General features: G+C 60.7%; 10 protein-coding genes and 1 pseudogene. All 11 read left to right on the top strand.

Going from position 1 to position 15,529, the window contains the following annotated elements:
* A complete protein-coding gene (bcsZ, locus tag ACA044_RS26915; RefSeq protein WP_497444030.1) occupies positions 1-1,116 on the top strand; it encodes a cellulose synthase complex periplasmic endoglucanase BcsZ in 1,116 nt (371 codons plus the stop codon).
* Positions 1,104-4,580, top strand: coding sequence for a cellulose synthase complex outer membrane protein BcsC (gene bcsC / locus ACA044_RS26920; RefSeq protein ID WP_497444031.1), 3,477 nt, complete (start codon positions 1,104-1,106; stop codon positions 4,578-4,580). Before bcsZ ends, bcsC begins: the two co-directional genes overlap by 13 nt.
* Before the next feature lie 158 nt (positions 4,581-4,738).
* A complete protein-coding gene (locus ACA044_RS26925; RefSeq protein WP_497444032.1) occupies positions 4,739-6,658 on the top strand; it encodes a sensor domain-containing diguanylate cyclase in 1,920 nt (639 codons plus the stop codon).
* Between the two features lie 395 nt (positions 6,659-7,053).
* On the top strand, positions 7,054-7,695 hold the full coding sequence (locus ACA044_RS26930; protein WP_497444033.1) for a response regulator: 642 nt from the start codon (positions 7,054-7,056) through the stop codon (positions 7,693-7,695).
* A 103-nt stretch (positions 7,696-7,798) separates the two neighbouring features.
* Entirely contained in the window at positions 7,799-8,812 is a 1,014-nt protein-coding gene (locus ACA044_RS26935) for a DNA adenine methylase (RefSeq protein WP_497444034.1), read from the top strand.
* A gap of 433 nt (positions 8,813-9,245) precedes the next feature.
* Positions 9,246-9,755: pseudogene (locus ACA044_RS26940) on the top strand (MCP four helix bundle domain-containing protein); the annotation flags it as partial.
* Positions 9,756-9,776: 21 nt separating this feature from the next.
* Positions 9,777-10,883, top strand: coding sequence for a methyl-accepting chemotaxis protein (locus tag ACA044_RS26945; RefSeq protein WP_497447316.1), 1,107 nt, complete (start codon positions 9,777-9,779; stop codon positions 10,881-10,883).
* A 940-nt stretch (positions 10,884-11,823) separates the two neighbouring features.
* Positions 11,824-12,504, top strand: coding sequence for a methyl-accepting chemotaxis protein (locus tag ACA044_RS26950; RefSeq protein ID WP_497447317.1), 681 nt, complete (start codon positions 11,824-11,826; stop codon positions 12,502-12,504).
* Between the two features lie 9 nt (positions 12,505-12,513).
* Positions 12,514-12,882, top strand: a complete 369-nt coding sequence (locus ACA044_RS26955) for a response regulator (protein WP_433861544.1) — start codon at positions 12,514-12,516, stop codon at positions 12,880-12,882.
* Positions 12,883-12,966: 84 nt separating this feature from the next.
* On the top strand, positions 12,967-13,275 hold the full coding sequence (locus ACA044_RS26960; protein WP_497444035.1) for an STAS domain-containing protein: 309 nt from the start codon (positions 12,967-12,969) through the stop codon (positions 13,273-13,275).
* Positions 13,276-13,288: 13 nt separating this feature from the next.
* Positions 13,289-15,475 (top strand): chemotaxis protein CheA, encoded by a 2,187-nt coding sequence (locus tag ACA044_RS26965; protein ID WP_497444036.1) that lies wholly within the window; start codon positions 13,289-13,291, stop codon positions 15,473-15,475.
* The last annotated feature ends 54 nt before the right edge of the window (positions 15,476-15,529 follow it).

A 15,529-nucleotide genomic window follows, 5' to 3' on the forward strand; every position in this document is an offset into this window, starting at 1 on the left:
GTGAAATCCTTTCTCACTCTGGCTTTGACCGCGATCATCGTAGCGCCTGGCTTTGCCGGTGCCGCGGAATGCGCCTGGCCGGCCTGGCAGAATTATCGCCAGGCGATGCTTAGCTCGGACGGACGAGTAATTGACCACTCCTCGGAGCAGTTGATCTCCACGTCTGAAGGACAGAGCTACGGGCTGTTTTTCGCCCTGCTGGGCAATGACCGCGAAAGCTTCGCCAAGGTTCTGCACTGGACCGAGGCCAACCTGGCCGGCGGCGACCTTAACCGGCAGCTTCCGGCGTGGCAGTGGGGTCGCGACAACGTTGGCCGCTGGCACGTACTTGATAGTAACAACGCCACCGACGCCGATTTGTGGATCGCCTATAGCCTGCTGGAAGCTGGGCGTCTGTGGCGTCAACCGACTTACCTGGCATTGGGCCGCAACCTGCTCTGGCGCAGTGCTGCGCAAAGCCTGCGCAAGCTACCAGGCTTGGGGCTGATGCTGTTGCCCGGCGACGTCGGATTCGACAATGCCGAGGGTTGGCGTCTGAATGCCAGCTATCTGCCACCGCAATTGCTGGCACGCTTCGCCCAGGAAGCACCGATTTGGGCGGAGCTGGCCAGCAACACCGAGCGTCTGCTGATCGAAAGTTCGCCCAAGGGCCTGGCATCCGACTGGCAACTGTGGAAAGCCGGTCAGGGTTGGGCCGTGGACAGTCAGAAGGGCAGAGTTGGAAGCTATGACGCCATTCGCGTCTACCTCTGGCTGGGCATGCTGGACAAGGATGCGCCGGGGCGCGCCGGGTTGATTGAGCACTTCAAACCCATGCTGGACCTGACGACGCGGCTGGGCCATGTGCCGGAAAAAGTCGACATAACCACCGGCCTCGACAACGGCACCGCCCCGGTCGGCTTCAGTGCCGCATTGTTGCCGTTGCTGGCCGCGAGCCCGGACAGTGTGGGTGCCCTCAAGGCCCAGCGCCAACGCCTGCAACAACAGCCTCCCTTGGCGGATGCCTACTACAACCAGTCACTGACGCTGTTCGGGCAGGGTTGGGACCAACAACGTTATCGCTTCGATAAAAACGGACGCCTCGTGCCAAACTGGACTGCCGCATGCACAAATTGACCGGTTTTGGGCTGCTGTTGAGCAGCGTTTACGGGGTCGCTCTGGGTCAGCCTCTTAGCCCACCCGACCAGCAGCAATGGCTGCTGGAGCAAGTACGCATTGGTGAGGCTCAATACCGAGAAGACCTGGTGCATGACTCGCTGGCTCGTCTGGAGCTGATCGCCCCGGACAATCCGCTGGTGAAAGTCGTTGAAGTCCGCCAGGTACTGCTGCAAAAGAACCAGCCGGAAGCCGAACGCCTGGTTGCCCAACTGCGCCAGCAGGCGCCAGGCACTGCGGCCCTGCGTCAGGCCGAGAGCTTACTGAAAATGCATAGCACCTATGGTCAGAGGGCCTTGCAGGAGGCGCGCCTGCTGGCCGTCGCCGGCCGTTCCGAAGACTCGGTCAAAGCCTTTCGGCAATTGTTCGGCGATGACATGCCAGACTTTGCCACTGGCCTGGAATACCTGAACGTGCGTAGCGGCATCAAGGCGCAGCGCCCGGTCGTGATAGAGCAGTTACGCGAGTTGGACCGGCAGTACCCCGGCAATGCCTCGCTGCGCCAGACCTTGGCCGGCCTGCTGTTTGCCGAAAAACGTGATCCCGAGGCGCTGGACGTCCTGCATCAATTGGCTGGCGATCCGAACGCCAGCAACAACGCTGCCGAACGCGAATACAACTATTGGCTCAAGCAGCCGGTAGGGCGCGAAACTACGCAGGGCTGGCGGGCTTTTCTGAAGTTCTACCCCTACACCAGCTTGCGCGCTGATGCGGCCAGGCAGTTGCAAGAGCAGAAACAATACTTGGCTGATCCGGCCTGGCAAGCCGGTGTCAAAGGCAAGGCATTGCTCGATGCCGGCGACAACGTCGGCGCTGAAGCCAGTTTGCTTCGGGCGATCAAGCGTTATCCGCAAGACTCCAGCCTGCTCGGTTCGCTGGGTATTTCGCTGATGCGCCAGAACAAGCACGAAGCGGCATACAACACTTTCGTCCGAGCCTCGGCCATTGAGCAGGACACCTACTGGATCGCCAAGTGGCAGGAACTCAAGGCTGCCAACTACCAGTGGATGCTGTTGCAAAAGGGTGATGAAGCCCTCGAGCGAAAGGATTATCCCGTCGCAAAAAAATGGTACCGGCAGGCGGGCAAAGCCAAGCCGAACAATCCTGCGCCGCTGATCGGCCTGTCCTACGCTGCTCGGGGCGAATCCGATGACATCACCGCAGAAGCGCTGTTGGTGCAGGCGCGCAAGCTCGATCCGAACAACGCAAGCGTGGTGCGTGCCATGGTCCGTCTGTACCAGTCGCAATCACCGAAAAAGGCCGAGCACTACCTCGACAGCCTGACGCCCAAGGAGCAGCAAGAGTTCCAAGGCGTGCGTCGGGGGCTGGCGCTGGATCGCCTCGACGCGCAGGCCGATTACGCCACCCGACGCAGCGATTGGGCGCAGGTGACGGTAGCCTTGAGCAAGGCTCGAGTGCTGGACCCGGACAGTCCCTGGTTGGTGTACCGCTTGGCCAATGCCCAGCGTGAACTGGGCCTCAATGCCGAGGCCGACCAGAGCTTCCAATTGCTGTTACAACGTCAGGGCCTGAACACCGAGGCGCGCTATGCCCACGGTCTGTTTCTCGCCAATGGTGAACGTGACGGCGATGCCATGGTCAGTCTGCAACAGATCCCCCGCGCCGCCTGGAGCGACAACATGAACGAGCTGTGGGCACGTCTGCAGCGTCGCCAGTTGCTCGCGAAGGCCCGGACACTGCGCGACCGCGGCCATGAGACCCAGGCCGAAGCGCTGCTGATGCGTGCGCCGACCACTGACGACTACCTGACCTTGGCCGACTGGGCCCAGCAGCGTGGCGACCTGGCGCAGGCCGAAAGCCGCTACCGCAAGGTGCTGGCCAGCGCGCCGAAAAATACCGAGGCCCAACTGGGCCTGAGCGAAGTGCTGATCGCCCGCGGTCAGCCGAAGGCCGCCAAGGCCAGCCTTATGGCAGTGACCGCGCCAGTACCGGTCGATTCGTCGCTCCAGCGCCGCGTGGCCAATGCCTGGGCATCGCTGGGCGACGAGACGCGTGCGAACGCACTGTTCGCGCAGTTGCTCGAGACCCCGCAAAGCGATCCGCTGGTATATCGGGATGCGGCGCGTCTGCTGTCCCGAGAAGAACCGCAGCGGGCTTTGGATGACTATGCACGCAGCATGGGCGCGGGAAGGATGATCGAACCTCAACAGACCGAACCGCGTGACAACCGTGCCATGACCTTGGCCAGCCGTGCCAGGGACAGTGATGACTGGTTGCAGCGCAGCATCCGCAGCGACGTCGACGAGCTGTACCAAAAGCAGAACCCGACGGTGAATCTGTACCATGACTTCGTCTGGCGCACCGACAACAGCTCATCGGGGGTCTCGGACCTGACCACCCAGACCACCATCCTGCGCATCGACGCGCCGGTGGCGCAAGGACAGGGTTTCGTCCAGGCCGAAGACATCAATCTGGATGTCGGGAATTTCTCCAGTGCCGACCCGTTCGGCTTGTGCGCGGTGGTGCAGGGTGGTTGTGCCACCGCTTCGCAGAGCGTGCGCGGCACCATGTTGGGCGTGGGCTGGCACGATGATCGCTGGGCCTTCGACCTTGGTCATACGCCACAAGAGTTCACGGTGTCCAACTGGGTGGGCGGTGTCACCTACAGCGGTGACTGGAGCAGCCTGGGCTTCCGCCTCACGGCATCGCGGCGGCCCCTGACCAACTCACTGGTGTCGTATGCCGGTGCGGTCGATCCGGTCAGCGGAACCAAGTGGGGCGGCGTTACGGCCAACGGCTTCACTCTGGGCCTGAGCCATGACAAAGGCGGCGATGATGGCGTGTGGGCAAGCCTGAGCAGTCATTGGTTAATGGGCCAGAACGTTGAGAACAACCAGCGGCGCACAGCCATGGGCGGCTATTACTATCGTCTGGTGGAACGCGCCGACGAACGTCTGCGCACTGGCCTGACCCTGATGTACATGGGATACGACAAGGACTTAAGCGAATTCACTCTCGGCCAGGGCGGCTACTACAGCCCACAGCAGTACTACTCGGTCAGCGTGCCGGTGAACTATGCCTGGCGCAACGCTGACTGGTCGGCTCTGCTTGAAAGCTCGGTGGGCTGGTCGTTCGCGAAAAACGACGGCTCAGACCTCTACCCCAAAGACAACCGCGAAGCCGAACTGCAAAACCTGCTAGCGCAATCGAATCAGACCCTGGTGGACAGCCCGTCCCTGACCAAGAGTGGCAGTAGCAGCAATGGCATCAACTTCCGTGTCCAGGGCCTCGTGGAGCGTCGTCTTTCCGACAGCCTGGTGCTGGGTGCCGGTATCACTTGGCAGCACAGCGAAGGCTATGCACCGAGTCGCGCCCTGTTGTACTTGCGCTACACCTTCGACTCCTGGCAAGGCAACCTGCCATTGCCGGTTGAGCCGATATCGTCATATGCGGATATGCGTTGAGGGGCTCGACCCTCCAAGGTGAAGTTGGAGCACGGGCGCTACCGTAAGCCTTCAACGGCGAAAACACCACGTGTCGGTGGGTATTTAAAATCTGTCGCAGAGATTTAATGCGGGCCAATACGCTGCCTTCGGAAGATGAGTGGAGAGGAGTTCGATAGATGGTGCAAGAAGCCCCCGGGTTCACATCCAATAAGAGCTCGCTCACCGCGCGAGCCCTCCGTCTGGCTGTATTACGGATTGGTCTGGTTTCGTTGTGTGGTGGTGCGATTTCCTATTATGTCAATCTATCCTCGATCGAAAGGGCTATTACCACGCAGCTGCTTCTGTCTACCGAGCAAACGTTGCAGCGCGAGTCCTTGCCGTTTAGGGAGATCAAGGATCTGCAGCAGAATTTCCTGAGTGAGTTCAAGAATATCCTCGCCAGCCCGGGCATGAATGCCACTCTGGTGCAAGACTTTGACCAGATTTTCTACCGCCACGAGGATGGCTCCTATACGCAGCGTCCGATGCTGTTCGAAGGAAAACCACTTGCCGACGGTCGCCGTTTCGCCGGGGTGTCGGCCACCTACGCGCCCGATATTCCACCAAACGATGACATCAAGGCACGGTTTGCCCTGTCTTACATCCTGTCCCACAAATACGGCTCCAGCGCCAAGGGGCGGCTGTTTAATTTCTATGGCGTGCTGCCTGAAAAAGGCTTCCCCATCTATCAGGAAGCGGATATCGCCAAGGTGTTTACCTACTCGGGCCCGGATGCCCTCAAACTCGAAACCTATGAGTTTTATGAGCGCGGCTTCGCTATGGCAAGTAACGAAACGCTGTTTACCCGTATGTATTGGGATTTCTCCAACAACGCTTGGATGACAACCATCGCCACACCCGACGTGGCTGATGCCTCCGGCAAGCACCACATCCTGGTCTGTGTCGATTTGCTGCTGGATGAACTCATGAAACGCACCGCCAGGACCTTCGTGCAGGGAGCGCACAGCACCATGTTCATAGCCGATGGCGAAGGCACGCTGGTCTACCATCCCGACTTCATGGACCAGGTCAAAAGCAGCGAAGGCAAGGCGTCCATCCAGTCGCTCAAGATTACCCAAGACTACCCGCTGCTAAAAGCCGTTCCCTCTCTGATGCCTGGCAAAGCGATGGTGGTGCAGACACGCGACGACATCGTCGCGATGGGTATCATTCCCGGTACGCCCTGGGTGCTCGCAGTCCACTACCCCCGAGCGCTGATGAGCCCGGCCATTTTGAGCAACCTGACCATCGTGATCGCTCTCGGGCTGCTCACCCTGCTGGTGGAAATCTTCATCCTGCGCTCCATTCTGCAGAAGCAGGTGGCCATTCCGCTGTCCCGGCTGATCCAGGCGACGCGGCTGCTCGGTTTGTCCAATGAGCGCCTGGGCCATGACACCCTGCCGACCCAGTCCACGGACGAAATTGGTGAGCTGGCCCGCGACTTTGCAAATATGGCGGACCGGATCCAGGACGCGCATGAGCAGTTTGAACTCAAAGTGCAGGAGCGCACTGCCGCGCTCGAAGAAGCCAACCGCCAATTAACGGTGCTGAGCACCACCGATGGCTTGACAGGCATTGCCAACCGCCGCCACTTCGATGAAGCGCTGGTCAACGAATGGCATCGCTCGTTGCGCGCGGGAACACTTTTGTCGCTGATGCTGATCGATCTGGACTACTTCAAGAAATATAACGATCACTACGGGCACCAGGCCGGTGACGATTGCCTGCGAAGCGTCGCCAGAACGCTGAAAGCCCATGCCCTGCGGGCGGGCGATCTGGTGGCGCGCTACGGCGGGGAGGAGTTTGTACTCATCACTCCAACATCCAACGCCGACAAGGCCCTACAGCATGCCCAGACGCTTTGCCATGCGTTGGAAAAAATGGCGCTGCCGCATGCGATGTCGCCGTTCGGCTTCGTTACAGCGAGCATTGGCGTAGCCGTCATGGCCCTCACGGAGGAGCGGACGGCAGAAGACCTGCTCAAGCAAGCCGATCAGGCCCTCTACAGCGCCAAGGCCCAGGGCCGTAATCAGACCGTGCTGGCCAATATTCTGTAACCCCTCAGGAGCCCGGAGCAGATGGCAAGCACGCCTGCACAGTCTGTTACAGACGTTCAGCGCCGGGTATGACAACACCACTCGACCTTGCACAAGTCTGGTGGATGCCCTGACCAGGCACAGTCGGCATAGACGCAATGCGCAAGTGGTCTGCTGGTGCACGCTTCGTCGCTGACCCGCGGTGAGCCCTGCGTCTTTCTACCTATCCCGTTACAGGCACGTAAGTAGTCATTAGCCTACCAAATAGCAGCAATAGCCTACCAAAAAACCAGCACTCCCCGATAGCCAGCCTACTAGCAACATGCCACTCTCACTCCAGCTTCAGGTCAGCTTTGGCTACCGGAACTCCCCCCTTATCGCCCACCCGGTTCGCTTAGCCAATGCATCCATAATCTATGCCCAAAAAAATCCGCCTGCTGATCGCCGATGACCACGCCATCATGCGCGAGGGGTTGAAACAGCTGTTCACCCTGTCCGACGACCTACGGGTAGTCGCCGAAGCCGAGAACGGCGTCATAGCACTGGAGCGGTTGCGCCAGGGCGATATCGACCTGCTGCTGCTCGATATGAACATGCCCGGACTCAGCGGCGAAGATCTGGTGGCACGCATCCACGCCCAGCATCCCAACCAGAAAATACTGGTGCTGAGCATGCATAACGAGCCGCAGATCGCTCAGCACACACTCAAGGCCGGAGCCGCTGGCTACCTGTGCAAGATGTGCTCACTCGAGACCCTGCTTAACGCGATCCGCCGCGTAGCCTCCGGTGCGCGATTCATCGACCCGCAAATAGCCGAACGCATAGCCCTAGAAGCCAGCGGACTGCAACGGCAGCCCCATCAGCACTCCCTTACCGAACGCGAGTTCCAAATTCTGCGCCTGTTCGCCCGTGGCGACAGCGTGACCCGGATCGCCGAGACGCTGACCATCAGCCACAAGACTGTCAGCACCCACAAGGCACGGCTGATGGAGAAGATGGGCTTTTCCAGTAATGCCGAGATCGTCCGCTATGCCTTGAGCCAACGGCTTATCGAGTGACAGGACCTCGGCCCCCACACAAAACATTCGCGATCATTTCCACGAATCGGCAGGCGCGAGACGGCGCACACAGCTTCCCACTCCATTGCGATAGCCCCATAGCATGAGCATTTCCCCCCCCATCACCTGGTTCGGCGGCAAGGCCAAGCTGGCCACCCGGATCATCCGCCATTTCCCTCCCCACCACACCTATGTCGAGCCTTTCGGCGGCAGCGCCGCGGTACTGCTAGGAAAGCCCGCAGCGAAAGTTGAGGTCTACAACGATATCGATCGCGAACTGCTCAATCTCTTTTCTATCCTGCGCGAGCCGGCCACCTACCAACGCCTGAAAACGGCCTGCGAAGCCACGCTCTACTCCCGCGCGGAGTTCGAGCTGGCCCAGCAAGCAACCACTGATCCGGTGGAAGCAGCGCGGCGCTTCATCGTCCGCCAACGCCAATCCCACAGCGGTATGGGCCGACGCTGGAGCTACTGCATCGAGGATGCCCAAAGCGGCATGTCGTCGGCGGTGCGTCGCTGGCTGTCCGGTGTCGAGCGCCTGCCGGCCATTCATCAGCGACTGCGTAGCGTACAGATCGAAGCCGACGACTGGTCCCATGTGATAGCCCGTTACGATGCCAGCCGGACCCTGTTCTATCTTGACCCACCCTATGTCGCCTCTACCCGGGTCGGCGGCGGTTACCGGCATGAACTGGCGCTTGGCGAACACCAGCGCCTGGTTGAGACCATTCTTGAGGTCAAAGGCATGGTGGTGCTGTCCGGTTACCAGTGCGACACCTACCAACCTCTGGAAGAGGTCGGCTGGCAGCGCGTCGATTACAACGTACCCGCCTATATTTCCCCGCAACGTGGCCGCCGCCAGGAAAGCCTCTGGCTGTCGCCGCGGACACTGGCTGCCGCCCGCCAGGAACCCACCCCCTTCATCGACAGCATGCGCGAAGGCGCCTACCACACCCACAGAGTCCGGGTCGAAGCCACCGAGGCGCGCATCCGTGCCAGCATTGCGGCATTGCGCAAATCCGGGCAGCGCATCAGCCTGAGCGCCGTGGCCCGGCACCTGCAAATAAGCCGCGAGCACCTGGGTCGACGCTATCGCCACCTGTTCGAAAAACCGTGACCTATGGTCCGCGTCTGTCGAGCAAGCCGTGATCTATGCCAGGCACCACGCACCACCCAAACGCTAGCAACCACGCACGACCACGTTGCATCCCTTCCTCATTGCGCGCAGCCCCGGCATGCCGGGCGCAACCTGAGCCCCCTACGTAGTAAAACTGCGTACGGCCAACCCAGGGGGGCCACCAAAGGGAGTGTCCCCTACCGATGGGTAGGGGGATTCCTTGTAAAAACCAGCATAAGCCGATGGACGAGCACTTCGCATGGTCTGCATGATGCACTTTGTCGCCAGCTTTCGACGGAAAACCGCCAGCGTAGACATGTATCGGCGCCGATTAATCCGCATCGAGGCAACAACCAACTCCGTTACCCCGGCAGGAGGGGGCATGAACCCCTTACCTATCCTGCACCAACCATTCACTATCCCAGGATCACACATGACAGTCGCGCGTCGCCTATACCTGCTGATTTTCACCGCTGCCCTCGGTTTGCTGTGCCTGGCGGGGAGCGCTCTTCACCAGATGAACCGCATCTATGAGAGCGTCAATCATGTCAACGTCAAGATTATGCCCAGCATGATCATGCTCGATGAGGCAGCGCATGCCCTGACCGATACCCGGGTACGTCTCGACCGTTATTTGCTGAATACCGACCCGGCACGGGTAAGCAAGCTCGAAGCGTCAATCCAGACCGGTCGTGACGATCTGCTCGACAGCCTACAACGCTACGAAGCCCTGATTAGCAATAGCGAAGACCACACGTTGTTGGCTGCAGACAAACAGGCGCTCACCGAGCATCTATTCCCTGCACTGGACAAAGCACTGGCCCTCGTCCGCGCAGGTCTGGTCTCACAGGCTGTCGAGAGCATGCTGACAGAGGTGACGCCCGGCGCCCAAGCGGTGGAGGCGGCGCTCGATTCACACAAGCAATTCAATATCGAGCAGTCCCACAAATTGGTGGTCGACTCGGTGCAAATACGTGAAAGCGCCCTGCTGGGATCGTCCTTGATTGCCTTGCTGACATTAGTGGTGGTGCTAACGATGGGCTTGCTGCTGGCACGCAACCTGATGCGCCAATTAGGTGGCGAGCCGCAATTCGCCGCCGACATCTCGCGGCGTATCGCCGAAGGCGACCTCAGCGTAGCGATTCCATTGCGCAAGGGTGACAAAGACAGCCTGCTCGCCACCATGAAGGGTATGGTGGAGAAGCTGGCACAAATCATCGGCGAGGTACGCAGTTCAGCCAATGCCCTGACCAGCGCCTCCGAGGAAGTCTCCGTTACCGCCCAATCAATGAGCCAGGTCTCCAGCGAACAGGCCGCCAGCGTCGAGGAAACCTCGGCCTCGGTCGAGCAGATGTCTGCCTCCATCGAACAGAACACCGAGAACGCCCGGGTCACCGACGGCATGGCCGGCAACGCCGCCAGGCAGGCCGTCGAAGGCGGCGCGGCGGTCAAGGACACGGTCAGTGCGATGAAGAGCATCGCCGAGAAGATCGGCATCATCGACGACATCGCTTACCAGACCAACTTGCTCGCCCTCAACGCCGCCATCGAGGCCGCCCGCGCCGGTGAGCACGGCAAGGGCTTCGCCGTGGTCGCCACTGAGGTGCGCAAGCTGGCCGAGCGCAGTCAGATCGCCGCCCAGGAAATCGGCGAGGTGGCCAAGAGCTCGGTGGACTTGGCCGAACGCGCCGGCGGCCTGCTCGACGAGATCGTCCCCGGCATCGCCAAGACCAGCGACCTGGTGCAGGAGATTGCCGCCGCCTCCGAAGAGCAGTCCTCCGGCGTCGGCCAGATCAACATGGCAATGAACCAGCTTAACCAGATCACCCAGCAGAACGCCTCGGCCTCCGAGGAGCTGGCCGCCACCGCCGAGGAAATGAGCGGCCAGGCCGAGCAACTGCAGCGACTGATGGACTTCTTCACCCTCGCCAGCAATGGCGAAAGCGAACGCAACACAACCACCACCCGGGCCAAGCCGACCGTGAACCAGTCCGAGCTCACCCTCGTCAAGGCAGCCCGCATCCCCCGGGACTCGGCCGTGCCGGCCGGCTTCGTGCGTTTTCAGGAGTGATGCCATGGCCCAGCGGTTCGAAAACCGTGATCTATGGCCTGTAGTCGCCGGACAAAGCGTGATTTATGCCCGGCGTGACATATCTATTTGTCGTCGGCAATTGGGGTGCGGCCAAGCACACTGCCTCACCCTCCTGATGCTTTCCCCTACAGCCATACAGTAGCCGGACGGAGCCAGGCGCATATCTGTCTGCGGGCTGGGCACCTATGGACGCAAAACTTCGCGGGATACGAGGTAGGGCGATACCTATCTATACCACCAGCATGCCTACCTAAAAACCAGTATATCCCGATGGCCGACCGCTACGCATGGCCTGCATCATGAACTGCTGGCATTTTGCAGCCAGTTTTTTCGACGCAGGACTACCGGCACCGGCATCTGCCAACAACTCCGGTCACCGGATGGAGCATCCACATTGAGCGTAACAATCGACTCCCCTAGCCCCTCATCATCAGGAGCGTCAGTGGCTTTCCTGGCCCTGGCAGTTCTAGGCGCCGCCTGCGTACTGGTGGCGGGAGGGCTGGACATCCAAGCTGCCGGGCTTGCTGCTTTGCTCATGGCACTGGGCACGGCTGCAGCCCTTTACTACCACTCGCACAACCGTACCCTGCGCCACGCTCAGCAATCAGCCGGCAAAGAACAGCAAGCGGTCAGGGAACGGGACAACCAGCCCACCTGCCGCTGCGGTCTGGAACCGGTGTGCCGCGGTGTGCTGCCGGTCTGGGCGGGGCAGATCGAAGTCGCCCGCAGCCAAACCGAAGAAGCTATTACCGCGCTGGCCGCGCGCTTCGCCGATATATCCCAGCGTGTCCATTTCGCCGTAGCGGCCACACAGGACGGCACCGCTGCGGATGGCGGACTGGTCGCGATGTTAGGCACCAGCCAGCACGAACTGGATGCCATTGTCACCTCGCTACGTGCCGCCCTGGCTACCAAGGAGATGCTGCTGCATGAGGTGATGGCACTCTCCAGCCTCACCGAACAACTGCAGACGATGGCCCAGGATGTCGGCAATATCGCCAAGCAAACCAACCTGGTCGCCCTCAATGCCGCCATCGAGGCCGCCCGCGCTGGCGAGGTAGGTCGCGGCTTCGCCGTGGTGGCGGATGAAATCCGCAAGCTCTCCAGCCTCTCTGGGGAAACCGGCAAGCGCATCGGTGAGACCGTGGACACGGTGAATGCGGCTATCGCCAGCACCTTGGCGATCTCCCGCCGGTATGCCAAGCAGGACGAAGCCATGGTGAGCAATTCCGGCCAGGTGATCGAACAGGTGATCCAACGCTTTCGCGGCGCCACCACCACTCTCCTCGACTCCTCCCGCGAGTTGCGCAAGGAGAGCCAGTCCGTCGGCCAGGAAATCGCCCAGGTGCTGGTTGGTCTGCAGTTTCAGGACCGCGTCAGCCAGGTGCTGAGCCTGGTCCGCGACGACCTGGAAAAGCTGCACCAGAGCCTTGCTCAAGGGCAACGGGACAGCGCCGCCGGCCATATCCCGACACCGCTCGACGCCGAGGTCTGGCTCGAGCAACTGGCCCGCACCTACACCATGCCCGAGCTGCATGACGTGCACCGGGGCGGCGCCCAGGGCGCACTCAGCAATGAATCCGAAATCACCTTCTTCTAGGAGCCCCCAATGGCCAAGACCATCATGATCGTCGACGACTCAGCCTCCCTGCGCCAGGTCGTCAGCATCGCCCTGAAAAGCGCCGGCTACGAGACCGTCGAAGCCTGCGACGGCAAGGACGCCCTGAGCAAGCTCGACGGCCGCAAGCTGCACTTGATCATCAGCGACGTCAACATGCCGAACATGGACGGACTTTCCTTCGTCCGCGCGGCCAAGCAGTTGCCGGCCTACAAGTTCACCCCGGTGATCATGCTCACTACCGAAGTGAGCGACGCCAAGAAGCAGGAAGGCCAGGCGGCCGGGGCCAAGGCCTGGGTAGTCAAACCCTTCCAGCCGGCGCAGATGCTCACCGCGGTTTCCAAACTCGTTCTGCCGTAAACACCTCTAGGGAGGCCCTAAGAGCAACCTGTCCCAGAGCTGTGCCAGATGCGACAGCCATAGATATCGACTAGAGAGAAGCCAATGAATACCGACGCTCATCAGCGCATCGCCATTGAAGGCGAGCTGAGCATCTACACCGCAACCGAATGGAAGAAGCGGCTGGACGATCTGATCGGCCAGGGCGGCAATCTCGAACTGGATCTGGGGGCGGTGCAGGAGCTGGATATGGCAGGGTTGCAACTGCTGATCATGGTCAAGAAAGCAGCGACCACCCGTAGCCAGCAATTGCGGCTTAGCAACCACAGCCCAGCGGTACTGGAAGTGTTCGAGCTGTGCGGCATGGCCGCCTTCTTCGGCGACTCCATCCTGCTGCAATCCAAGCAATTTTGAAAAGGCAGTGGCCATGAACCTGGATGACGCCCAACAGACCTTCATCGTCGAGAGTCTCGAATTGCTGCAGCAGATGGAGGATGCTCTGCTGCAGATTGAGTTGGCCCCGGACGACCCCGACACGATCAACGCGATTTTTCGCGCTGCCCACACCATCAAGGGTTCTGCCGGCCTCTTCGGTCTGGACGATATCGTCGCCTTCACTCATGTGGCGGAAAGTGTGCTGGATCGCGTTCGCGACAAGCAGTTGCACTTCAGCGAAGAGTTGACGGCGCTGTTCCTGAAGGTCTGCGACCACATCGGCGTGTTGGTGAAACTGGCCGCTGACAACAAGGTGGCAGAGAAAACCGTGCAGCGTAATGGTGCCAATCTGCTCAACTGGCTGCGTGGACTGTTGGATGACGTTCCTGAATCGGCGCCGGACGACTCCCTTGCGGAGCGAACCTTGCTGCCCGTCGAACAAGGCTTGGGCATCCAGCGCAGCGGCGGTGGCACGGAGGAAGCCGATCACTGGCATATTTCCCTGCGCTTCGGTCGTGACCTGCTGCGCAACGGCATGGACCCGCTGGCGTTCATTCGTTACCTGTCCACCCTGGGGCAAATCTGCAACATCGTTACCCTCAGCGACAACCTGCCACAAGGGGCGGAGATGGACCCGGAAAGCTGCTACCTGGGCTTCGAGATCGGCTTTCATAGCGATGCCGACAAGGCCACCATTGAGGGTGCCTTCGAGTTCATCCGCGAAGACAGCCAGGTGCACATTCTTCCGCCGCACAGCAAGACCGACGAATACCGGCAATTGATTCGGGAGCTGCCACAAGAGAGTCTACGTATGGGGGAAATCCTCCTCATACGCTGTGGCACCCTCACCACCTCGGAACAGAACGATGTACTGCGCGACCAGTCCCCCCAGCAGCAACAGCAGCAACAGCAGCTAATCGGCCAGGTGGTGGAACAGCCAATCGTTCACGCCCCGGAGATCGAAGATGCGGTAAAAAAGCAACCGCAGATCAAAGAGAACCGCAATGCGGAGAACAGCCTGATCCGCGTCGATGCCGGCAAGCTCGACCAACTGATCAACCTGATCGGCGAGCTGATCATCGCTGGCGCCGGCGCCAATCTCGCCGCCCAGAACGCCGGTGCCAGTGAGTTGATTGAAGCCACGGCGGTCCTGGCGCGCTTGGTGGAAGAGGTTCGCGACTCGGCACTGACCCTGCGCATGGTGCAGATCGGTTCGACCTTCAACCGTTTCCAGCGGGTGGTGCGCGATGTTTCCAAGGAGTTGGGCAAGGATATCCGACTGGAAATCAGCGGTGGCGAGACCGAGCTGGACAAGACCGTAGTGGAACGGATCGGCGATCCGCTCACACACCTGGTGCGCAACGCCATGGACCACGGCATCGAATTCGCCGAAGTGCGCCGGAGTCAGGGCAAACCAGCCCAAGGGCAGCTGCGCCTGAATGCTTTCCACGACGCAGGCAGCATTGTCATCGAGGTCGCTGACGACGGCGCTGGCTTGAACAAGGCTAGGATCCTGCGTAAGGCCGTCGAGAGAGGCCTGGTCAGCGAAGGGCAGAGCCTCAGCGACCAGGATATTTTCAAGCTGATCTTCGAACCCGGTTTCTCCACCGCCGAGCAGGTCAGCAATCTCTCCGGCCGCGGTGTCGGCATGGATGTGGTCAAGCGCAACATCACCGCCCTGCGCGGCAGCGTCGAACTGAACAGCGTGGAGGGGCAGGGCACCACTCTGCGTATCCGCCTGCCGTTGACCCTGGCGATCATCGACGGCTTCATGGTTGGCGTCGGCAGCGTCAGCTACGTGATCCCTCAGGACATGGTGGTGGAATGCATCGAGCTGCCCGCCAACGACGGGCTCGACTACCTCAACCTGCGCGGCGAGGTGCTGCCGTTTATCCGCCTGCGCGAGTTGTTCAACTACGTGGGCACTGCACCGCGCCGGGAAAACGTGGTGGTGGTGCAGTTCGCCGGGCAGCGTGCCGGCCTGGTGGTGGATCACCTGATGGGCGAATTCCAGACCGTGATCAAACCGCTCGGCAAGGTCTTCGGCCAGATCGGCGGGGTTGGCGGTTTCACCATCCTCGGCAGTGGTGAGGTGGCACTGATTCTGGACGTCTCAGGGCTGGTCAAACAGGTCGTCGGCAAGAGACAGCGGACCATCGCCGACAGTTGGCGATCGTAAATCTCCACTTTATGCGCAAATCCCCCTCAACTATCCAACAAAAGAGAACCCTAT

The sequence above is a fragment of the Pseudomonas sp. LBUM1673 genome (assembly GCF_059695645.1).

Coding starts and splice junctions, on each gene's coding strand:
- bcsC (WP_497444031.1), top strand. CDS start 1,104: ATGCACAAATTGACCGGTTTTGGGCTGCTGTTGAGCAGCGTTTACGGG.
- ACA044_RS26925 (WP_497444032.1), top strand. CDS start 4,739: ATGGTGCAAGAAGCCCCCGGGTTCACATCCAATAAGAGCTCGCTCACC.
- ACA044_RS26930 (WP_497444033.1), top strand. CDS start 7,054: ATGCCCAAAAAAATCCGCCTGCTGATCGCCGATGACCACGCCATCATG.
- ACA044_RS26935 (WP_497444034.1), top strand. CDS start 7,799: ATGAGCATTTCCCCCCCCATCACCTGGTTCGGCGGCAAGGCCAAGCTG.
- ACA044_RS26950 (WP_497447317.1), top strand. CDS start 11,824: ATGCTGCTGCATGAGGTGATGGCACTCTCCAGCCTCACCGAACAACTG.
- ACA044_RS26955 (WP_433861544.1), top strand. CDS start 12,514: ATGGCCAAGACCATCATGATCGTCGACGACTCAGCCTCCCTGCGCCAG.
- ACA044_RS26960 (WP_497444035.1), top strand. CDS start 12,967: ATGAATACCGACGCTCATCAGCGCATCGCCATTGAAGGCGAGCTGAGC.
- ACA044_RS26965 (WP_497444036.1), top strand. CDS start 13,289: ATGAACCTGGATGACGCCCAACAGACCTTCATCGTCGAGAGTCTCGAA.